Raw genomic sequence first — 18,588 nt, 5'->3', positions numbered from 1 at the left:
ACAGATCTCTGCGGCGTTCCACCACGTAAATAGAGAAGAGAAAAGCAACAACGGGTCGCTGCGCTCGCGCGCGCTGTTGAGCTTCGGCTGGGGTAGTGCCGGCCGCTGGCCGGCAACCCCGTCATCCTCGATCGACGCCTACGCCCAGGCCTTCGGCCGCGCCCACACCCACAAGCCGCACACCACCAGCAGCAGCAACGGCAGCCAGGCCAGGTGCTTGGCGCCGCTGGCCTGCAGCATCAGGCCGCCGCCGACGCCGCCGGCGGCGATGGCCAGGTTCCAGCCGGTCACCAGCATCGACTGCGCCAGGTCGGCGGCGGCACCGGCGCGGCGGGCCAGGGCGGTCTGAAACAGGGTAGGTACCGCACCGAACGCGACGCCCCACAGGATCGTCACCAGCAGCAGCACGCCCGGTACGCCTGGCCACAGCAGCAGCGAAGCCACCGCCATCACGAAGCCGATCACGCTGGCCCACACCAGCGCGCGCAGGTGACGGTCCACGCCCCAGCCGGCGATGGCGATGCCCACGATCGCGGCGATGCCGAATGCCAGCAGCAGCCGGTCCAGCCACGCCCCGGCACCGGCCTGCACCGCCAGCGGCTCGATATAGGTGTACAGCACGTTGTGCGCCAGCACGTACAGCACCATCACCAGCAGCGTGCTGCGGATGCCGGGCATGCGCCAGACCGAACCCAGCGACATGCGCCGGCCTGCACCGGCCGCCGGCAACGCGGGCAGCGCCCATCGGGCGTAGCCGAGCAGCAGCACCGCCAGCACGCTCATCAACGCGAACGCCCAGCGCCACCCGATCTGCTGGCCCAGCAAGGTGCCGGCCGGCACTCCCAGCGAAAGCGCCAGCGGCGAGCCGATCATCGCTACCGCGATCGCCCTTCCCTGCAGTTCCGGCACCACCATGCGTGCGGCATAGCCGGCCACCAGCGACCACAGCAGGCCCGCGCCCACACCCGCCAGGAAGCGCGCCACCAGGGTCAGCACGTAGTCGTGGCTCAGCGCGGTCACGGTGTTGACCACCATGAAGCCGGCAATCGCCGCCAGCAGCAGCGGACGGCGCGGCAGGCGCTGGGTCAGCGCGGTCATCGGCAATGCAGCCAGCACCGAGCCCAGTGCATACACGCTCACCAGCTGACCTGCGGCCGCGTCGCTGACGCCGAGGCTCTCGCCCATCGGCCGCAGCACGCCCGCTGGCAGCGTTTCGGTCAGCAGGGTGATGAAGCCACCACCGGCCAGTGCCAGCAGCCCGCGCCACGGCAGGCGCGTTGCTTCACCCGCCGGAGCCGCTGCATCAATTGCGTTGCCGCTCATCGCACCGTCTCCAGATCGGCGTACACCGCATCGCGCAGTTCATCGACAAACGCGCCATGCATGCCTTCGTACAGCGTGTTGGTCAGCGCGACCACGCTCAGGCCACGCGCCGGGTCCACGAACCAGCTGTGGCCGTAAGCACCGCCCCAACGCCATGTCCCTGCGGTCTGCGGTGTGCCGCTGGCCGCTGCATCACGCAGCACCGCAAAGCCGAGGCCGAATCCCCAACCCGGCGGATCAACTGGTCCCAGCTCGCCGACCTGTGGGGTTCCCATCTGTGCAACCACGCTGTCCGGCAGCAGCTGCGAGGCGCGCACATCGCGCAACGCTTCCAGCACGGCCATTACCTCATCGGCACTGCCCACCAGCCCCGCGCCTGCCGACGGATAGCGGTGTGGATCAGTCGCCCGCGCCACGCTGTATTCGATGCCCACCGATCCCTCGAACGCAGGCACCACCTCGCCCTCCCGCAACCGATGCGGCTGCGGCAGGTCACTGACATACGGCGTGGCCAGACGAGCGCTCTCGGCGGTGGCGAACGCGGTGTCGCGCAGGCCCAGCGGCTGCGCCAGCAGCCGGTCGAACAACACCTGCAACCTTTCGCCGGTGGCCGCTTCAGCGACGGCGCCCGCTACATCCACGCCCAGCGAGTACAGCCACTGGCTGCCCGGCGCGAACAACAGCGGCGCCTGCGCGATGCGCTGCACGTTCTGCTGCAGCGTCACCGGGTTCGCGTCCATGCCATCGCTCACACCCGCCTGCGCATAAGGCCCCTGAGCATCGGCTTCCAGGAAGCGGTAGCCGAGCCCACTGCTGTGGCTAAGCAGCTGGCGCAGGCTGATCGGCGGGCGGCTGCCATCAGCCAGTGCCGGGCGGAACGCCGGCAACCAGCGCTGCACCGGCGCGTCCAGGTCCAGCACCCCGTCTGCTACCAGGCGCAGGATCACCGTGGTCAGCAGCGGTTTGCTCACCGAGGCCAGCCGGAACAGGTGGTCGCGGCGCATCGGGGTGTTCGATTCACGGTCGGCCAGGCCACTGGCGCTGGCGTGGCGCAGCACGCCGTGCTCGCGCACCAGTACCACCGCACCGACCAGGCGCTGTGGATGCACGGTCCGCAGCAGTGCGCTCACCGCGGGCAGCGCCGGTGCGGTATCAACAGGAAGGGCGAGTGTCATCGGGGTGATCCGTGGGGAGAGGCCCGCCACGGTAGGCAGCTCCGGCGCCGGCAAAAAGCGGGGCGGGGCTCCGTGCATCATGGACCGCAAGGTCCGCAATCGGCATGATGCCCGGAACCACTGGGCCGCAGCGACCCTCCAGGCCCGCGCACCGCAGTGTTGCGCGTGCCACGTCAGCGGGCCGGACTGCCGCGCCCTACCCTGCCCACTTTCGCAGCGACCTTCCCCATGTCCGTCCTCGACAACCTGGCCAACCTGCAGACCTTCGTCCACGCCGCGGACACCCGCAGCTTCGTCGACACCGGCCGCGTGCAGGGCATCTCCGCCTCGGCCGCCGGCAAGTGCGTGGCCCGGCTTGAACACGCACTCGGCGTGCGCCTGTTCCACCGCAGCACGCGCAGCATCACCCTCACGGCCGAGGGCCAGCTGTTCCTGGCACGCTGCCGCCGCATCCTCGACGAACGCGATGCCGCACGCACCGAACTGGCCCAGCAACATGCAACCCCCAGCGGCACCCTGCGCATCAGCCTGCCGCTGGTGGGCGACCTGACCCTGCCGCTGATGGCCGAATTCATGGCGGCCTACCCGGACATCCGGCTGGAGCTGGATTTCTGCGATCGCCTGGTCGATGTCATCGAGGAGGGCTTCGATGCCGTGCTGCGCGTTGGCGAGCCCAGCGATTCACGCCTCACCGCACGCCGCCTCGGGGTGTTCCCACGCCGCGTGGTTGCATCGCCGGCGTACCTGCAACGGCATGGCGTTCCACGCACGCCGGCCGACCTGCTGCAGCACCGCCTGCTGCACTACCGCTTCCCCAGCACCGGCAAGCTCGAGCCATGGCCGATCCTCTGGCCCGAAGGCGAAACGGCACAGGATCTGCCGGTGCACCTGGTCGCCAACACCATCGAAGCGCGGGTGGCACTGGCGCTGCGCGACGGGGGCCTGGCATTCGTGCCGGTGCATTCGGTGCGCGATGCACTGGCCGATGGCCGGCTGGTCACCGTGCTTGAAGAGCACGTGCATTCCTGCGGCATCTTCCACCTGCTGTGGCCCTCCGGCCGCCACGTGCTGCCGAAGCTGCGGGTATTCATCGAATTTGTCGGCGCGCGGCTGGATACGGTGCCCTGACCCAGCGCCACGGCCGCGACCATTCAGCTCGCGGCGCTATACTGCCCGCTCATTCCCCACCGAGGCTCGCGACCAATGCGCCAGTGATGCCGCCGTCTTCGCACTAGACGGCCCGACTCTTCCCGCCCCTGCGCGCAGGGGAGAACCAGGCATCCATGGAGGTCGCATGACTTCGCATTCCCTCACGCTCGATCGCGTGTCGTATCGGTTGGCCGATGGCCGTCCGTTGTTTTCCGATCTGTCCTTTTCCTTCGAACCGGTGGCCACCGGGCTGGTCGGCGCCAATGGCGCCGGCAAGAGCGTGCTCGCGCGCCTGCTCGCCGGCCAGCTGTCGCCCGACGATGGCCGCGTGCACCGCAGTGGCCAGGTGTTCCTGTTGCCTACGCCGGGCTATCCGCCACGTGGCACGGTGGGTGAACTGGCCGGCGTCGGCGCCGAACTGGCGGCACTGGCGCGCATCGAAGCAGGCAGCATCGATGAAGCCGATTTCGCCTGCGTGGGCGACCACTGGAACCTGCGCGAACGCCTGCAGCAGCAGTGGCAGGCGATGCAATTGCCGACCGACCTTGATCCGGCGCAGCCCGCCTCCCGGCTCAGTGGCGGCCAGGCGATGCAGGTGGCGCTGTCCGGTGCGTGGGCCAGCGGCGCGGACTGGCTGATCCTCGACGAGCCAAGCAATCATCTCGACGCCCTGCATCGCCACCAGCTGTACGTACAGCTGCAGCAGTGGCAGGGCGGCCTGCTGGCCATCAGCCACGACCGTGGCCTGCTCGCGCAGATGGTGCAGATCGTCGAACTGGACGCGCACGGCCTGCATCGTTACGGCGGACCGTGGCAGCACTATGCCGACACACGCGCCGCCGAACGCGAGGCCGCCGTCGCGCAGCTGGAGCATGCCCGTGCCCAGCACCGGCAGCAGCAACGCAGCGCGCGCGAACAGAACGAGCGCCAGCAGCAGCGGCAGGCACGTGGCAACCGCGAAGCGCGCGAGGCCAACCAGGCACCGATCCTGCTCGGTCGGCAGAAGCAGCGCGCCGAAGCCAGCCACGGCCGTGCGCAGCAGATCCAGAGTGATCGCCTGCAGGCCAGCGCGGCGCAGGTGCGCGCCGCCGCTGCGGCGGTACACGTGACGCCAGAACTGGCGTTGTTCAGTGGCGAAGGCGAGCGTGGCCAGGCCCGCCTGCTGCAGGCGCACGATCTGGTGCTGCCGCATGGCTGCAACGCGGCGCTGCAGCTGGAGATCCGGCGCGGCCAGCGCATCGCCGTCGTGGGCGACAACGGCAGCGGCAAGTCGACGCTGCTGCGCGTGCTGGCCGGGCAGCTGGCGGCACGCAGCGGTCAGGTGCAGCGGCATGCGCCGCTGGCCCTGCTCGACCAGCAACTGCTGGGGCTTGCAGGTGAGCAGAGCATCCTCGATGCCGTGTGTGCTGCGAATCCCACGGCCGATGCGGGTGATCTGCGTACGCGTCTTGCCCTGCTGGGCCTGGATGCGCAACGCGTCCAGCGCCCGGCCAGCAGCCTCAGCGATGGCGAGCGGGTGAAGGGTGCGCTGGCCAGCGTGCTGTACGCCGATCCTGCCCCGCAGCTGCTGTTGCTGGACGAGCCGGGCAATGCGCTGGACCTTGCTGCGCTGCAGGCGCTGGAAGAACTGCTGGCGGCGTGGCCGGGGGCGTTGCTGATGGTCAGCCATGACAGCCACCTGCTGCAGGCGTTGCGGCCAACGCAGGTGCTGCAGGTGGGGGACGCAGGTTGGCGGTGGCGCGATGCGTTGTAGGGCCGGGCGGGTGCTCGGCTCCTGCAGGCATTCATCCACGCATGGCGTGGATCTACCGCCAGCCTGTCATCCACGCATGGCGTGGATCTACTACCAGCCTCTCATCCACGCGTGGCGCAGACGCATCAGCGCTTCCACACCGGGAATGCCTGCGGCATCTGCTGCCACAGCAGTGGCCCGGCCTGCAGCTCGGCATCGTTGAGCAGGCACGCATCCAGCGTGGCACGCACCACACGCTCGTCCATGTGCACGCCGATCACCACCAGTTCCTGCCGGCGGTCACCCCACAGCGGATGCCACAGGCGTGCCATCGCCGAGTGCGCGGCCGCGTCCGGGAATTCCCCTGCATCCGGCAGCGGCGCGCTCCAGCAATCGGCCTGCTGTCGGGCCCAGCCCAGATCGCTGTAGGGCAGCGGCGTTGGCGGCAGCAGCGGCGTGGTGTCCTCCTGGCCGGCGCGCACCCGCTCGCGCGCCGCATACCAGAAGCCCGCCGCCTGGGTGCGTGTGGCCGCGCCCACACTGTTCAACTCACCCACCCAGTCCATGCGGTTGGCCAACCAGAACCAGCCCTTGCTGCGGATCACCCCGGGCATGCCGTGCTGCAATGTGCGCGCGAAGCGGGCGGGATGGAACGGCCGCCGTGAGCGATAGACGAAGCTGCCGATGCCGTACTCCTCGGTTTCCGGCGTGTGCTCGCCACGCAGTTCCTTCACCCAACCGGGGGCCTGCTGCGCGCGCTCGAAATCGAAGCGGCCGGTATCCAGCAGCTCGGCAAGCGGTACATCGCCGAAACTGGACAGCAGCAGCTTCGCGTCGCGGTTCAACCCGCGCAGCACGGCCAGCGTGTCCTGCAGCACTTCGTCGTCCACCTGGTCCACCTTGCTGACCACGATCACATCGGCGAATTCCACCTGCTCGCACAGCAGGTCGACCACGCCACGATCATCATCCGGCCCCGCCTGCTGGCCACGCTCGGCCAGGCGCAGTGTCGAACCGAAATCGGCCAGGAAGGCACTGCCATCCACCACCGTCACCATCGTGTCCAGCCGTGCGATATCGCTCAGGCTGAAGCCGTGTTCGTCGCGCACCGCGAAGGTGGCCGCCACCGGCATCGGCTCGCCGATCCCGGTCGATTCGATCAGCAGGTAGTCGTAGCGGCCGCTGTCGGCCAGGCGCCGCACCTCCTGCAGCAGATCGTCGCGCAGCGTGCAGCAGATGCAGCCGTTGCTGAACTCCACAAGCGTCTCTTCGGTGCGACGCAGCTCGGCGCCGCCATCGCGCACCAGCTGCGCATCAATGTTGACCTCGCTCATGTCGTTGACGATCACCGCCACCCGCAGGCCATCGCGGTTGCGCAGGATCTGGTTGAGCAGGGTGGTCTTGCCGGCACCGAGGAAGCCGGAAAGCACGGTGACCGGAAGGCGGCGGTCGGCGCGGGAAACAGTGTTCATGTCGGAGCGGGCTGGCTGCGGAGTAGAAGTGTTACTGTATAACAATTGTCGCGCAAGCAATCTCCCCGAATGAAGTCGCCCTCTGCCGCCCTGCTTGATGCCGGCGCCGTCGCCCTGTCCAGCCTGTGCCTGCTGCATTGCCTGGCGCTGCCCCTGCTGGCGGCCGCGCTGCCGCTGTTCGGCGTCTGGGCCGAAGCGGAGTGGGTGCACCTGGTCTTCGTGGCCATCGCGCTGCCAATCACCGGCTTGGCCCTGTGGCGCGCCGAACGCCGCCAACCGCTGCCTGCGCTGGCATGGCTGAGCGCGGGCCTGGGCCTGGCGCTGTTGATGGCCGGGGCGCTGGCACTGCCCTCGCACGCCTGGGAGACCCCGCTGACGGTCACCGGCAGCCTGCTGCTGGCCGCCACGCACCTGTGGAACGCGCAGCACCGGCACCGCAGAAGGTAGTGCCGGCCGCTGGCCGGCAACTGCAGGCTACGTCCGCAGGTCATGAGGTTGCCGGCAAGCGGCCGGCACTACCCAGCTATCTGCCGTAACGCCGCAGCAGTTCCACCAGTACCTCGGCTTCGGCCGCCCGCTGCGCCGGGTCTTCCGCGCCCACCACGTGTTCCTGCAGATGCTCGTGCAGCAGTTCCATCAGCAGGCTGTGGGCAGCGCCACGCACGGCCGCCACCTGCACCAGCACACCGGCGCAGTCGCCTGCCTCGCCCTCGGGCGTGTTCAATGCCTGTTCCAGCGCCGCCACCTGCCCGCCGATGCGACGCACCCGGGTCAGCAGCTGCTTTCGATTTCCGTGTACATGGGCCATGGCGGGATCATATACCCTATGGGGGTATCCGCCCACACTTGACCGCCGCCATGCACCTGGACGCCCTCGCCGCCGCCCGCCGCCACGAGCACCGCTTCGACGACGGCAATCCGCTGGCCGAACGCAACACCCGCCGCGCGATGTGGCTCACCGTCGGCATGATGCTGGTGGAGATCGTCGGTGGCTGGTGGTTCAACTCCATGGCCGTGCTGGCCGACGGCTGGCACATGAGCTCGCACGCGCTGGCACTGGGCCTGTCGGTGTTCGCCTACCGCTGCGCACGGCGCTACGCGCACGATCCGCGCTTCGCCTTCGGCACCTGGAAGATCGAGATCCTGGCCGGCTATACCAGCGCCATCGCCCTGCTCGGCGTCGCCGCGCTGATGGCCGTGCAATCGCTGGAACGCCTGTGGGTGCCCGCGCCCATTCACTACAACGAAGCCATCGCCATCGCCGCGGTCGGCCTGGGTGTGAACCTGCTGTGCGCATGGTGGCTGCACGACAGTCCGGGCCACGCCCATCATCACCATGGACACGGGCACGACCATGGCGATCATCATGGTCATCACCACGATCACGACCATTCCCACGGCCACGACCTCAACCTGCGTTCGGCCTACGTGCACGTGCTGGCCGACGCCGCCACCTCGGTGCTGGCCATCGTCGCCCTGCTGGGCGGCAAGCTGCTCGGCCTGACCTGGCTGGATCCGGTGATGGGCCTGGTCGGCGCGGTACTGGTTACCGTGTGGGCAATCGGCCTGCTGCGCGACAGCGGCCGCATCCTGCTCGACGCGCAGATGGACGCGCCGGTAGTGGCTGAAGTCCGCGAGGTGATCGAGCAGGGCCCTTGGCCGGCACGCCTGGCCGACCTGCACGTGTGGCAGGTGGGGCGCGGCAGGTACGCCGTCGCCGCCAGCGTGGTCACCAGTGATGCCACGCTCGATCCGGATACCGTGCGCCAGGCGCTGGCGATCCACGAGGAACTGGTGCATGTCACCGTGGAGATCCACCGCAGCGCGTGACCCGCATCCGGTAGTGCCGGCCGCTGGCCGGCAACTGCAGGATGATTGCGGACACCATGCGGTCGCCGCCAGCGGCCCGGCACTACCCCTGGCGCTTCAACATCATCCGCAGCAGGCATATCAGAAGCGGCAACGCGATCAGCACCGCACCGCCAAGACCGATCCACGGCCAGCGCTCGCGGCGCACGCGCGGAGCCACCGTCAGGCCAACGCCCGCCAGCCCTGCGGACTGCGCCGCCAAACCCACGGCGCCCCCTGACCAACTGGCCGTGCCGGACCACCGTGCCTTGCTCTGCGCCATCGGAAAACCCCTGTGTTCTTGCCGAATTTCTGTACGGGCCACGGCTGCGTGCTGCCTACACTGGCCGCACCTGCCCCGTCGGGACATCCCATGCGCGCGCTCCGCCTGCTGCTGCCCGGTGCCCTCCTGCTGCTGGTGGCCTGTTCCGGCGACACCCAGCTGCCGTTCTCCTCCGACCCGATGCTCGGCTGCTTCGCCACCAGCCCGCGCAAGTCCGCCGAGTTCCGCATCGAAAAGGAAGCAAGCCAGTACTTCGTCTCGTTCGAACGCGATGGCCACTGGCAGCGCGAACCCAATGCGCTGTACAAGGCCAGCCGCAGCGACATCCAGCAGTACTTCCGCGATGACGCCGACCAGATCGACAGTGCGCTGATCCGCATGGCTGGCGGCTTCGGCATCTTCCGCGTCAAGGACGGCGCCACGCTGAAGGCCCGGGCACGCGACAGCGACTACATGGCACTGCTGCTGATCGGGGCCGGGCCGGTGTACGAGGTGAAGTGCCCGTAGCGGCCACATTGCAATTCTTCCCATGGCCTCAGCGATGCCGCTGGCACACGCTGCCGGTTTCGAGGAGGGATTCCGATGACCGTTCTTCTGCTGCTGGCCGCAATCGTTGCAAAGACCCAGGGTGCTTACGACGAGGTGCGTGAGACCGCTGATGGCGACATCGTGGTGATGCGTACCTTCGACTGGGAGATCGAGGGCCAACGCGCCGAGCGCGTAACCGTGCACTGGCTGCTGCAGGAAGACGGCAGCATGCACTACGACTTCGACCGGCAACCACCCGCCACCCAGGATGTCCATCGCCGTTCGTGCGCGTTGCAGGGCATGCAGCCCTCACGAGGCGTCGGCCTGATCTCGGGAGAAGGAACCATCCACGGATTCAGCTGCACCGACCTGCGGTAGCGCCGCGCCCCTGCCCGGCTCGGCTGCACGGCGCCTGCGGTACCATGCCCTCCCCCGAGCCACCTACCCTACCCGCCGTGCCCCACTACTCCGGCCCCCTGCTGACCCGCGACAGCGCTGACACCCTGCGCCGTGCCCACGACAAGGGCGCCACCGCGTGGCGGGGCTCGCTCGATCTGGGCCGCAGCGAAGAAGGGGTACCGCTGGATGCCGAGGGTTTCACCTTCCGCGGCCAGCACTACCCGTGGCCGGGCAAGCTGAAGGACCGCACGCTGTACTACTGGGATGGCGAGGCGTTCGCCTCGATCTCCCGCTACAGCGGCTCGCTGATCAAGCTGGTGCCGACCGAGTGGGGCGCACCGACCTTCGAGATCGACGGCATCAAGATGCTGCCGACCGCCAAGCTGTCGCCGTTCGAGGACGCGCGCCGCAAGGTCGAGCTGGTTGCCCCGGCGGGCAAGAGCCTCCTCGATACCTGCGGTGGGCTTGGCTACTTCGCCGCCTGCGCACTGGAGGCCGGCGTCGGCCAGATCCGTTCGTTCGAAAAGAACGCCGACGTGATGTGGCTGCGCACGCTCAATCCGTGGTCGCCCGATCCTGACTCAACCGCGGCGGGCGGCCGCCTGCACTTCAGCCACGGCGACGTGTCGCAGCAGATCGAACAGGTCGCCAGCAACAGCGTCGATGCGATCCTGCACGACCCGCCGCGCTTCGGCATTGCCGGCGAACTGTACTCACAGGTGTTCTACGACCATCTCGCCCGCGTCATCCGCAAGGGCGGCCGCCTGTTCCACTACACCGGCGCGCCGAACAAGCTTACCAGCGGCCGCGACGTGCCGCGCGAAGTGGCCAAGCGCCTGGAAAAGGCCGGCTTCAAGGCAGAGCTGGCGCTCGATGGCGTGCTGGCCGTCAAGCGCTGAGGCTCACTCGCCGTCCACCTTGGCCAGCTTCATCACCCACTTCGGCACTACCGGCTCGCCGGCATAGAAGTCCTTGGGCTTGTTTTCGGCCATCGCCCAGCGGTGCAGCCAGCTCGGCCCATAGCGACCGCTGTAGCCCTCGGCGCCGCGCGCATAGGCGGGGTCGCGCACAGCTTCTTCCAGCGACACGAAGCGATAGCCACGGCGCCTGGTGGCCGCCACCAGCTCGGCGAACGTCGCCGCGTTGAGTTCGTTGGCATGCATCAGCCACACCTGCGGCACCGCATAGCCCAGCAGCGCCTGCGACTGCTTCTCGTAGTAATCCACCTTGTTCAGCATGTACGGCACATAGCCCTTGCGCAGGCTCGCCAGCGTCGCCTCGCGCTGCGGTGAATCGGGCTGCTCGTTCATCACGTTGGCATAGGCGAAGGCCCACACCCACTCACCGTTGTCGACCGTCACCGGCGCAACGCGGTAGCCGTGCTGCTTGAAGAACACGTCCATCGCCACGCGGTCTTCCGGCGTACGGCCCGCGCGCAGATACGGGTGACGCATCCATTGCGGCGTCTGCCCACGCTCGGCCAGCAGTGGCCGCAGCACCTGCTCACCGCGCAGGAAGTCCTGCTGGAAGGCCGCCACGCCTTTGGCGTTGAGGTCCATGTGCGACCAGGTGTGGTTGCCGAGTTCGTAGCCGGCGTCCAACCAGTCGCGCAGCATCTGCACGCGCGCCGGCTGCACCCGGCCATCCACTTCCAGCTTGTTTTCGTTGACGAAGCCCACCACCGGAACATCGGCCTGGCGCAGCTGCGCCATCAGCGCGGCATGGCGTGCCTGCAGATCGACCGGCACGATCTCATCCAGGCGCGCCCACGGCAGATCATCGATGGTCACCGCGATGCGGCGATCGACTTCGGCAGCGTGGACGGTCAATGACAACAACAGCAACGGCAATGCACGCAGGAACAGATGCATCGGTACATCCATGGGACCAGGATGCAGCGACTGTAACGCGATTGGGCCTTGCCGCCGAGTGTGGACTCGGCCGCAGCGCCAGAGCGGGTCAGTCGGCGATGTACTGCGGTGGCACGTGGTCGGTCAACCAGACACCATTGGCCGAGCGGTGGAATACGTGCCCATCGGCATGCATGCGACCTGCGTGCACGCTGAGGATCACCGGCGCACCGCGGCGAGCACCGACCTGGTGGGCCGTCTCCCGGTCCAGTGACAGATGCACGTGATGGCGCTCGCCCGCACGCAGGCCCTGCTCGCGGATCGAGCCGACGAAGCGCGGCACCGTGCCGTGGTACAGCCACTGCGGCGGCGCCACCGGCACCAGTCCAAGATCGACCGCGACCGAATGCCCCTGGTTTGCGCGGATACGCTGGCCATCATCGCTCAGTGCAAAGCGTTGCTTGTTGCAGCTCGCCACGATGTGCTGCAGTCCGCCACGGTCGAGCGCCTGCCCGTGTGCAGCCAGCTTCTGCAGCAGTTCGTCGACATTGGCCCAGCCTTGGCCGTCCAGGGTCAACCCGATTTTCCCGGGTTCATGGCGCAGCACCAGGCTGAGGAACTTGCTGGTCTGCTTGGTTGAAGTTTCCGTGTTCATCCGCATAGCGTGCCGCAGAAGCGCCGGTCGATGCCAGTCAGCGGCCCGCGCTGGCGTCAGAACCGGGTCAGCCGCGACGTGGTGCGCCACAACCACAGACCGATGACCATGCCCGCCAGCAGCACTGCGCACAGCGCGATGGCCAGCCCATCAGGCAGGTGCGGCGGCATCAGGTCGGCCTTGGCAAACAGCTGCAGCAACCATCGCCGCGTCGAAAGCGGAGCCTGATGACCCTCCGGCAGCTGATCGGTCATGCAAGCGGCAGGCAGCGCGGTGATGACCCCCGCCCAAACGTGTTCGTACAGCCGCAGCATCGCACTGGCCAGCAGCAGCGCCGCCGCGTGCAGGGCAGACAGGCACCAAGCACTGCAGCGCAGCGATGCATCCACATGGCGCAGCCAGTGCACGCAGACCGACAGCGTACCCAGCAGCGCGAGCAGCAGCGTTGCCATCGGTATCCAGCACAGCGGCTGCCAGTCGTCCAGCGCGCCCGCACGCGCCAGCAGATGCTCGGCCACGTGCAGGCGCGCGGCCGGATCGGCGCCACCGCAGGACAACGTCAGTGGCTCCAGCAGCAGGTCCACGCGGTGGTGAAAGTAGCCCGCAGCCAGGCCGACCGAGAGCAGTGCCACCAGCTGCAGCAGGAACAGCATCAGGCCAGCGCCGAAGAAGCGCCCAAGGCGGGCAGTGAAAGCGGTCACGGCATATTCCCCAGCAAGTGGACGCGCATGCTAGCCAAGCGGATGCTCGCTGTCGGCTGGCAGATGCGACATCACCTTGGGCGATGCGCGATCATGTCCCCTCCCTTCAGGAGAGTTGGCGATGGTGGGGTTGTATCTGCTCGTGCGTATGCTGCTTCCGGCCCTGCTGGGCGGGGCAGTTGCGGTGCTTGGCGCACGCGTGATCAATGCGCGGCTGGCCCGCCTTCCGCCGCGCGTGATTGCGCTGCCGGATGACAGCCTGCTGCCCAGCCCCGCCGCACAGCGACGCTATCGCCGCCTGCGTCGCCGCAGACCGCATCTGCAGAGCTTCACCGTGCCACCCAAGGTACCGCGCAGCTGGGTCCTGCTCGCGGCGATGGCGTTCATCGGCACGGTGGGCGTAACGGTCTACCTGATGCCCGACGGCCCACGCTTCCAGGTCATGGTCGAGAGCACCCTGGGTTATTCCTCCACCGTCATCGAGGTCCGGGCCCCGGCAAAGCAGCAGCTGCGCCTGCTGGACGCCTGTGCACCGGTGCTGCAGCAGACTGCCCGCCCCATCACCATGCGCTACCGCAGAACCCGCACCGGCAATCCGGTGGACGTGCACGGTGTGCTGCCGGTGCAGGTGCGCCGCAGGGGCACACTGCTGCAGGTGGCCACGGCGCAACCGGTGGATGCGGCCGTGCTGCGTGATGCCCTGCGCGCATGCAGCGCATCGGCCGACGTCACGCTGACCCTACAGCCGCGCAACGTCGCGCCATGGCGGGAATGGGGTTGGCAGCCATGGGCGGGCGCCGATGGCCAGTAACGCTTAACCCCGTGGCAGTTTCGCCGCCCACATGTTGTCCACCAGGTTCGGGTAGCGGCGCCCGTTCTCCTCTGCCCGCTGCCGCGCCGCCGCCTTCTGCGTCTCCGTCAGCGGCTGCGTCTTCTGGCCCTTCGGGTTGGGCTTCTTCCAGGGCGGCGTGCGGGCAGTGGGCATGTGCGGATGATGCCGTAGTCGGGGTTACTTCTTCAGGAATTCCAGCAACGCCAGATTGAAGTCATCGGCGTGGCTGGTGTTGCAGCCATGTGGCGCATTCTGCAGCACCACCACCTCGCTGCCGGCGATGGCCGCGTGCGTGCGCTTGCCTGAACCTTCGAACGGCACCGTCGCATCGCTGTCACCGTGCAGCACCAGCGTCGGCACGGTCACTTTCTTCAGGTCCGCACGGAAATCGGTGGTGGCAAACGCCTTCATGCACCCCAGCGCGGCCGCCTGGTCGGACTGGTGGGCAAGCGCGATGGCGGCCTGGCGCTCGTCCTCGGTGACCATCAGCTTGCCGTCGGCACTGAAGAAATCGCGGGTAAAGCCATCAAAGAACGACTCCCGGTCCTTCTCCAGTCCCTGGCGCATCTCATCGGCCTTTTCCTGGCTCAGCGGGCCTTCGGGGTTGTCCGCGCCCTTCAACAGGTACGGCGGCACGGCCGCAGCGAACACCACGCTGTGCAGGCGGTCTTCACCATGGTTGGCGATGTAGCGGGCCACTTCGCCGCCCCCCATCGAGAAGCCGACCAGGGTGACATCGCGCAGGTCGCGTTCGTCGATCAGGGCGGCCAGGTCTGCGGCAAGGGTGTCGTAGTCATAACCATCGGCGGGCTTGTCCGAGCGGCCGAAGCCACGACGGTCATAGCTGATCACGCGGTAACCGGCATCGCGCAGCAGCGGCACCTGTGCCTTCCAGGATTCGGCCGACAGCGGCCAGCCATGGATCAGGATGACGGGGCGGCCGGTGCCGCCGGTGTCTTCAATGTGCAGTCGGACAGAGGAGGTAGGCATGGGGGCTCCCGGGGAGAAAGAGGCCCCCAGCCTAGGCACTCGCAGCGGAGCCGCCCGTGATGGAATCGGCCCAGGCCATGACATCGCGTACACGGGCGGCACCCCGCACTACGGTGCCCACCGGCGACTGCGAGCCCCGTGGGTCGGCTGCGGCCAGCCGGGACGGATGCCCCGGTGGCCATTCCTCCTGCCCTTACAGCTGGATCCGCGCCACGCTCTCGTCAGCGTCCTTGGCATCCTTCTCGCCGTTCTTGATGCTCACGTACAGCACGTTGTTCCTGGCATCCAGCGCCAGGCTGTTCGGGTGCGTCGGCACGGCGTAGGTGGCCACCTTCTGATAGCTGTCGCTGTTGTACGCGGTCACCGTCCCGGCTTCGCGGTTGGTCACGTACAGGCGCTTGCGCGGTGCATCCAGCAGGATGCCCAGCGGGCCGGCATCGGTCGGGATGCTGGCCAGTTCCTTGCCATTGCTGCGGTCGAGCACCAGCACGCGCTGGCCCGGGTGCTTGCTGACCAGCCCGCTGCTCTTGGCCTGGTAACCCCGCAGCATTTCCGAGCCCTGGTCGGTCACGAACAGGCGCTTGCCGGCCGGGTCCAGCGCGATGTTCATCGGCTGCTCGGCGGCAATCTTGTGCTGGGCTTCGACCTTGTTGGAGTCGGTGCCGACCACCACCAGATCGGCCAGCAGATTGCTGGTGTACACGCGCTTGTTGGCGGCATCCAGCGCCAGGCCCGGCGCCTTGGCATTGCCCAGGCCCGGAATGGTGTTGATCACCTTCAGCGTGTTGGTATCGATCACAAACAGCACGCTGCTCACATCGGGCTGGCTGCTGTGGCCGGTCACGTACAGGCGGTTGGCGGCGCTGTCGACCACCAGCTCGCGCAGGTCATGGGTGTAGGCGGCCCTGCCGTCCTTGCCGGTCTTCTTCTCCATCAGCTGCACGGTGCCGATGGCCTTGTTCTGCGCGGTGTCGACCACGGTCACCGACAGGTCCACGGTGTTGCCCACGTACAGGCGGTTATGGGCGTCGTCCAGCACCACGCCGAACGCCTTGCGCTCCAGCGGGATGCGGGTTTCCACGGCCAACGTGGTCGGGTTCAGGCGCAGCACCTGGGCCGGGCCGGCGGCGTCGCCGAAGCCGCCGGACGAGGCGACGAACACGGCGTTCTGTTTCGGGCTGTAAGCCAGCTCGTACAGGCCCTTGGCCACGGCCTGGCGCTGCACGGCGGTGGTGGTGCTGGCGGCAGCAGGCGCGTTATCGGCGAAGGCGGACGGCGCGCCGAGGCTGAGCGAGACAGCAAGGGCCAGGGCGGCCGAGCGAAGAGCGGAATGACGGAACATGCGAGCATCCTTGAAAGGGCACGGAAGGGTGTCCTGGCTCGCTGGGCCGTACGGAGACGGCCGTTCCGGCGTGTGCGCACGGAAAGGCTGGCTGGGTTGCGGGGGCAATGGTAGCAGGTGGGGCCCGTGGCGTCCGCCTGCGGATGCATGGCGGATACGCGATCCTGCACGGAGCGCCTACGCCATGCCCGGGGCGTGCGCCTGGACCAGCTGCTGCTCTTCCTGATGCCGCTGGGCATCCCGCTGCGGCTGTGCTTGCGCCAACTGCTCGATGCGCTCGAAGGAGGCCACCACCGGCGTCTGCGCGGTAACGTCAGCCGGCAGACTTGCGCGCCGGTGAGCCGGGACATTGCGGTCGCCCTGCACGATGAAGATGCTCTCCGTCTCATGGCTGCTCTTCGCCAGCCGGCTGAGCAGGTGGAGGTGCGGCCAGTGCAGATGGCACAGGGTGACGATGTCACCTTGCGCGCCGATTATGTGGCCACGGGCACGCTGGAGCGCCAATTGAACTGGCGGGCGGCGCGCCTCCTACGAGCTCGGCCTGGCCAACCTGCCGCCGCCGCGGGATCCCTATCGACTGAGTGCCAATGGCGTGAACGAGCCGCCACCCAGCGCCTTCGAGACCGGCAGGGCATTCGTCCGCGACACCACCTCCCGGCAATGGGAGCTGGAGATCAAGGAAGTCTTAGACGGGCGCACGCCCATCACGCGACACGAGCCTGTTTCACCGGAACGCGAACTCGCCTCGGATGAGCAGTCGCCCACCGTCATCGCGCAGAATGCGGCCAACACCAAGGCGGCCGTGGCCGCGCGCTACATGGTGGCCCACGAGCAGGGCCGCTGCAGTGATTTCGGCGACGCCCAGAACCCGTCCATTCCACAGGCAGTCCGCAATGCGCAGGACAGCGCCGATACCCTGCGCGCAAGTGACGGTCGTAGCTACAGCCGCCTGGCGAATGGCCAGTGGCTCCGCGAAGGCGTGGTCTACAACAGCCAGGCCAATCGCAACCTCAGCGATGAGCTGGAGATCACTTGGCAGAGCAGAACGCCGGTATTGCGGACATGGGCAGGATGGCCGAACAGATAAAGGCCACCGTACACGTCGAGCCTGAGGGCGTGCGCGGAAAGGTGGAATCGCTGTACGCGAAGCATGGCATCCAGCGCACCGAGGAGCAGCTTGCCGCCACCATCGCCGCGGTTGAGCAGAATCTTGCCGCCGTTGGAAAACAGGCCGACGTCACGCTGGAGCTGATGCCCGACCCACGCACGCACGCGCCCAGCCCGGATAGCGCCATTGCCTCCTTCGGCACTGCCGCGGGCAACCGCATGGTGTTGACCTCCACCACCACCGTCGATGACATGGCGAGGATGCAATCGGTTCATCGGTCGCCATCCCCTCCCCTGCAGAAGGTGGAAGGGCAGCAACGCGAACAACCGACCGTTCCCGCCGTGGCACAGGAGCAGGAGCACCCCGCCCGTGCGGTGCACGACCACGCCCGCAAGGCCATGGATGGTTCCATGGCCCGCGGCGGCCCGCAAATGCCGGGTCACCCTGACCACCCGCTCTACGAGCAGATACGCGACGGTGTTGCAGCATTGGATGCCACGCACGGGCGCAGCTTCGATGCGATCAGCGAATAGATGAGCGCCAGCCTGCTGGTACTGGCCAAGCACAGCGATCTGTCACGCGTGGACCACGCGCTGCTGAGCAACGCGACCGCGCAGAACCCTGCGGGACATACGGTGTTTCTGGTGCCGGGCGAACTGAATGACCCCTCGCATCTGCATGCCTCGATGACAACCGCGCAGGCTGTGCAGACGCCTGTCGAGCAATCGCTGCAACAATACGAAAGCGTGAACCAGGAAGCGCAACAGCATGCGTTGAGCGGCCAGCTTGAGCAGCAGTCGCAGGAGGTGCGGACGCAGCAGGAAGTAAGGGAACGAACGGCGAGTATGGGGTGATAGTCACCATTGACGTTTCAAGGGCAACCTGGGGCAACACATACCAAGTACTTTCTACCCAGATGCAACGTCAGAAGCCGAGTTGCAGAACGCGGTCATGGTCAGCCCTGTCCGACTGCGAGCTGCTGATCCATCACCTGCAGAGTATGAGTACGTGTTCCGCCGCAACGACGAGCGCGTTGGTGTCGCGGGGGTGAGCGAAGGGCCGGATTGGTACATCCGAGAAGAGGTGTGGTGGGAGGATATTTATTCACTCGACTTCATATATCCGCAGTCATTGAGATGCTTGTTCGAAGAAAAGTCAGCCCTGGGCAGCACCAAGGACGATTTTTCCTTTCTGTGCAGCA

The 18,588-nt window shown here is 67.6% G+C and carries 21 protein-coding genes and 1 pseudogene; 10 read left to right on the top strand and 12 right to left on the bottom strand.

The window, feature by feature from the left end:
* Window positions 1-138: 138 nt before the first annotated feature.
* Both D0Y85_RS02395 and D0Y85_RS02390 read right to left on the bottom strand, forming a co-directional pair.
* Window positions 139-1,323, bottom strand: coding sequence for an MFS transporter (locus tag D0Y85_RS02395; protein ID WP_117309409.1), 1,185 nt, complete (start codon window positions 1,321-1,323; stop codon window positions 139-141).
* Complete coding sequence (locus D0Y85_RS02390; protein WP_117309408.1) at window positions 1,320-2,498, bottom strand: serine hydrolase domain-containing protein; 1,179 nt, start codon at window positions 2,496-2,498, stop codon at window positions 1,320-1,322. Before D0Y85_RS02390 ends, D0Y85_RS02395 begins: the two co-directional genes overlap by 4 nt.
* A 228-nt stretch (window positions 2,499-2,726) precedes the next feature.
* On the opposite strand from D0Y85_RS02390, the gene D0Y85_RS02385 reads away from it, so the two are divergent.
* Window positions 2,727-3,626, top strand: a complete 900-nt coding sequence (locus D0Y85_RS02385) for a LysR family transcriptional regulator (RefSeq protein WP_033830227.1) — start codon at window positions 2,727-2,729, stop codon at window positions 3,624-3,626.
* A 166-nt stretch (window positions 3,627-3,792) separates the two neighbouring features.
* On the top strand, window positions 3,793-5,400 hold the full coding sequence (locus D0Y85_RS02380) for an ATP-binding cassette domain-containing protein (protein WP_117309407.1): 1,608 nt from the start codon (window positions 3,793-3,795) through the stop codon (window positions 5,398-5,400).
* A gap of 125 nt (window positions 5,401-5,525) precedes the next feature.
* On the opposite strand, the gene D0Y85_RS02375 is transcribed toward D0Y85_RS02380, so the two are convergent.
* A complete protein-coding gene (locus tag D0Y85_RS02375; RefSeq protein ID WP_117309406.1) occupies window positions 5,526-6,851 on the bottom strand; it encodes a GTP-binding protein in 1,326 nt (441 codons plus the stop codon).
* Between the two features lie 69 nt (window positions 6,852-6,920).
* On the opposite strand from D0Y85_RS02375, the gene D0Y85_RS02370 reads away from it, so the two are divergent.
* Complete coding sequence (locus tag D0Y85_RS02370) at window positions 6,921-7,298, top strand: MerC domain-containing protein (RefSeq protein WP_117309405.1); 378 nt, start codon at window positions 6,921-6,923, stop codon at window positions 7,296-7,298.
* A 76-nt stretch (window positions 7,299-7,374) separates the two neighbouring features.
* Here the strand turns inward: D0Y85_RS02370 and D0Y85_RS02365 are convergent, their stop codons facing one another.
* Window positions 7,375-7,659 carry a metal-sensing transcriptional repressor gene (locus D0Y85_RS02365; RefSeq protein WP_117309404.1) on the bottom strand — a complete coding sequence of 95 codons (285 nt, stop codon included), beginning with the start codon at window positions 7,657-7,659 and terminating at the stop codon, window positions 7,375-7,377.
* Window positions 7,660-7,709: 50 nt separating this feature from the next.
* On the opposite strand from D0Y85_RS02365, the gene dmeF reads away from it, so the two are divergent.
* Entirely contained in the window at window positions 7,710-8,681 is a 972-nt protein-coding gene (gene dmeF / locus D0Y85_RS02360; protein WP_117309403.1) for a CDF family Co(II)/Ni(II) efflux transporter DmeF, read from the top strand.
* Window positions 8,682-8,763: 82 nt separating this feature from the next.
* Here dmeF and D0Y85_RS02355 read toward each other — a convergent pair whose 3' ends face one another.
* Entirely contained in the window at window positions 8,764-8,982 is a 219-nt protein-coding gene (locus D0Y85_RS02355; protein ID WP_117309402.1) for a hypothetical protein, read from the bottom strand.
* A gap of 90 nt (window positions 8,983-9,072) precedes the next feature.
* Between D0Y85_RS02355 and D0Y85_RS02350 the strand changes: the two genes are divergently transcribed.
* The 3 genes from D0Y85_RS02350 (at window position 9,073) to D0Y85_RS02340 (ending at window position 10,808) form a co-directional block, all read left to right on the top strand.
* A complete protein-coding gene (locus D0Y85_RS02350; RefSeq protein WP_117309401.1) occupies window positions 9,073-9,489 on the top strand; it encodes a hypothetical protein in 417 nt (138 codons plus the stop codon).
* A gap of 75 nt (window positions 9,490-9,564) precedes the next feature.
* Complete coding sequence (locus tag D0Y85_RS02345) at window positions 9,565-9,888, top strand: hypothetical protein (protein ID WP_117309400.1); 324 nt, start codon at window positions 9,565-9,567, stop codon at window positions 9,886-9,888.
* Between the two features lie 44 nt (window positions 9,889-9,932).
* Entirely contained in the window at window positions 9,933-10,808 is an 876-nt protein-coding gene (locus D0Y85_RS02340) for an MnmC family methyltransferase (protein WP_205420723.1), read from the top strand.
* 3 nt (window positions 10,809-10,811) lie between these two features.
* On the opposite strand, the gene D0Y85_RS02335 is transcribed toward D0Y85_RS02340, so the two are convergent.
* From D0Y85_RS02335 to D0Y85_RS02325, 3 genes are all read right to left on the bottom strand, one after another.
* Window positions 10,812-11,780 (bottom strand): polysaccharide deacetylase family protein, encoded by a 969-nt coding sequence (locus tag D0Y85_RS02335; protein ID WP_117309398.1) that lies wholly within the window; start codon window positions 11,778-11,780, stop codon window positions 10,812-10,814.
* 88 nt (window positions 11,781-11,868) lie between these two features.
* A complete protein-coding gene (locus D0Y85_RS02330) occupies window positions 11,869-12,414 on the bottom strand; it encodes an RNA 2'-phosphotransferase (protein ID WP_117309397.1) in 546 nt (181 codons plus the stop codon).
* 56 nt (window positions 12,415-12,470) lie between these two features.
* Window positions 12,471-13,115, bottom strand: a complete 645-nt coding sequence (locus tag D0Y85_RS02325; RefSeq protein WP_117309396.1) for a hypothetical protein — start codon at window positions 13,113-13,115, stop codon at window positions 12,471-12,473.
* 142 nt (window positions 13,116-13,257) lie between these two features.
* Between D0Y85_RS02325 and D0Y85_RS02315 the strand changes: the two genes are divergently transcribed.
* Window positions 13,258-13,926: a hypothetical protein gene (locus tag D0Y85_RS02315; RefSeq protein WP_162887606.1), complete on the top strand. Its 669-nt coding sequence runs from the start codon at window positions 13,258-13,260 to the stop codon at window positions 13,924-13,926.
* Window positions 13,927-13,929: 3 nt separating this feature from the next.
* Here D0Y85_RS02315 and D0Y85_RS20510 read toward each other — a convergent pair whose 3' ends face one another.
* The 4 genes from D0Y85_RS20510 to D0Y85_RS02300 form a co-directional block, all read right to left on the bottom strand.
* On the bottom strand, window positions 13,930-14,100 hold the full coding sequence (locus tag D0Y85_RS20510; protein WP_093820944.1) for a hypothetical protein: 171 nt from the start codon (window positions 14,098-14,100) through the stop codon (window positions 13,930-13,932).
* A 24-nt stretch (window positions 14,101-14,124) separates the two neighbouring features.
* Window positions 14,125-14,937 carry an alpha/beta hydrolase gene (locus D0Y85_RS02310; protein WP_117309393.1) on the bottom strand — a complete coding sequence of 271 codons (813 nt, stop codon included), beginning with the start codon at window positions 14,935-14,937 and terminating at the stop codon, window positions 14,125-14,127.
* A gap of 193 nt (window positions 14,938-15,130) precedes the next feature.
* Window positions 15,131-16,279, bottom strand: coding sequence for a YncE family protein (locus D0Y85_RS02305; RefSeq protein ID WP_117309392.1), 1,149 nt, complete (start codon window positions 16,277-16,279; stop codon window positions 15,131-15,133).
* Between the two features lie 177 nt (window positions 16,280-16,456).
* A complete protein-coding gene (locus D0Y85_RS02300) occupies window positions 16,457-16,783 on the bottom strand; it encodes an XVIPCD domain-containing protein (protein WP_117309391.1) in 327 nt (108 codons plus the stop codon).
* 88 nt (window positions 16,784-16,871) lie between these two features.
* Here D0Y85_RS02300 and D0Y85_RS02295 point away from each other — a divergent pair, with 88 nt between their 5' ends.
* Complete coding sequence (locus D0Y85_RS02295; protein WP_117309390.1) at window positions 16,872-17,366, top strand: hypothetical protein; 495 nt, start codon at window positions 16,872-16,874, stop codon at window positions 17,364-17,366.
* Window positions 17,342-18,241 (top strand): annotated as a pseudogene (locus D0Y85_RS21020) (XVIPCD domain-containing protein). The gene D0Y85_RS02295 and the pseudogene D0Y85_RS21020 overlap by 25 nt, the downstream one beginning before the upstream one ends.
* Window positions 18,242-18,588: the final 347 nt, after the last annotated feature.

Origin of the sequence: Stenotrophomonas sp. G4 (assembly GCF_003428825.1) — a bacterium.
GTDB classification, from domain to species: domain Bacteria; phylum Pseudomonadota; class Gammaproteobacteria; order Xanthomonadales; family Xanthomonadaceae; genus Stenotrophomonas; species Stenotrophomonas indicatrix.
The sequence above is the reverse complement of the archived record's forward strand: the minus strand, read 5'-3'. Positions and strand labels throughout refer to the sequence as shown.

What these genes read in the sequence shown, in the direction of transcription:
- D0Y85_RS02310 (WP_117309393.1), bottom strand. Translation starts at nt 14,937, where the DNA reads ATGCCTACCTCCTCTGTCCGACTGCACATTGAAGACACCGGCGGCACC.
- D0Y85_RS02350 (WP_117309401.1), top strand. Translation starts at nt 9,073, where the DNA reads ATGCGCGCGCTCCGCCTGCTGCTGCCCGGTGCCCTCCTGCTGCTGGTG.
- D0Y85_RS02395 (WP_117309409.1), bottom strand. Translation starts at nt 1,323, where the DNA reads ATGAGCGGCAACGCAATTGATGCAGCGGCTCCGGCGGGTGAAGCAACG.
- D0Y85_RS02365 (WP_117309404.1), bottom strand. Translation starts at nt 7,659, where the DNA reads ATGGCCCATGTACACGGAAATCGAAAGCAGCTGCTGACCCGGGTGCGT.
- D0Y85_RS02335 (WP_117309398.1), bottom strand. Translation starts at nt 11,780, where the DNA reads ATGCATCTGTTCCTGCGTGCATTGCCGTTGCTGTTGTTGTCATTGACC.
- D0Y85_RS02355 (WP_117309402.1), bottom strand. Translation starts at nt 8,982, where the DNA reads ATGGCGCAGAGCAAGGCACGGTGGTCCGGCACGGCCAGTTGGTCAGGG.
- D0Y85_RS20510 (WP_093820944.1), bottom strand. Translation starts at nt 14,100, where the DNA reads ATGCCCACTGCCCGCACGCCGCCCTGGAAGAAGCCCAACCCGAAGGGC.
- D0Y85_RS02380 (WP_117309407.1), top strand. Translation starts at nt 3,793, where the DNA reads ATGACTTCGCATTCCCTCACGCTCGATCGCGTGTCGTATCGGTTGGCC.
- dmeF (WP_117309403.1), top strand. Translation starts at nt 7,710, where the DNA reads ATGCACCTGGACGCCCTCGCCGCCGCCCGCCGCCACGAGCACCGCTTC.
- D0Y85_RS02385 (WP_033830227.1), top strand. Translation starts at nt 2,727, where the DNA reads ATGTCCGTCCTCGACAACCTGGCCAACCTGCAGACCTTCGTCCACGCC.
- D0Y85_RS02330 (WP_117309397.1), bottom strand. Translation starts at nt 12,414, where the DNA reads ATGAACACGGAAACTTCAACCAAGCAGACCAGCAAGTTCCTCAGCCTG.
- D0Y85_RS02370 (WP_117309405.1), top strand. Translation starts at nt 6,921, where the DNA reads ATGAAGTCGCCCTCTGCCGCCCTGCTTGATGCCGGCGCCGTCGCCCTG.
- D0Y85_RS02375 (WP_117309406.1), bottom strand. Translation starts at nt 6,851, where the DNA reads ATGAACACTGTTTCCCGCGCCGACCGCCGCCTTCCGGTCACCGTGCTT.
- D0Y85_RS02305 (WP_117309392.1), bottom strand. Translation starts at nt 16,279, where the DNA reads ATGTTCCGTCATTCCGCTCTTCGCTCGGCCGCCCTGGCCCTTGCTGTC.
- D0Y85_RS02345 (WP_117309400.1), top strand. Translation starts at nt 9,565, where the DNA reads ATGACCGTTCTTCTGCTGCTGGCCGCAATCGTTGCAAAGACCCAGGGT.
- D0Y85_RS02390 (WP_117309408.1), bottom strand. Translation starts at nt 2,498, where the DNA reads ATGACACTCGCCCTTCCTGTTGATACCGCACCGGCGCTGCCCGCGGTG.
- D0Y85_RS02340 (WP_205420723.1), top strand. Translation starts at nt 9,933, where the DNA reads ATGCCCTCCCCCGAGCCACCTACCCTACCCGCCGTGCCCCACTACTCC.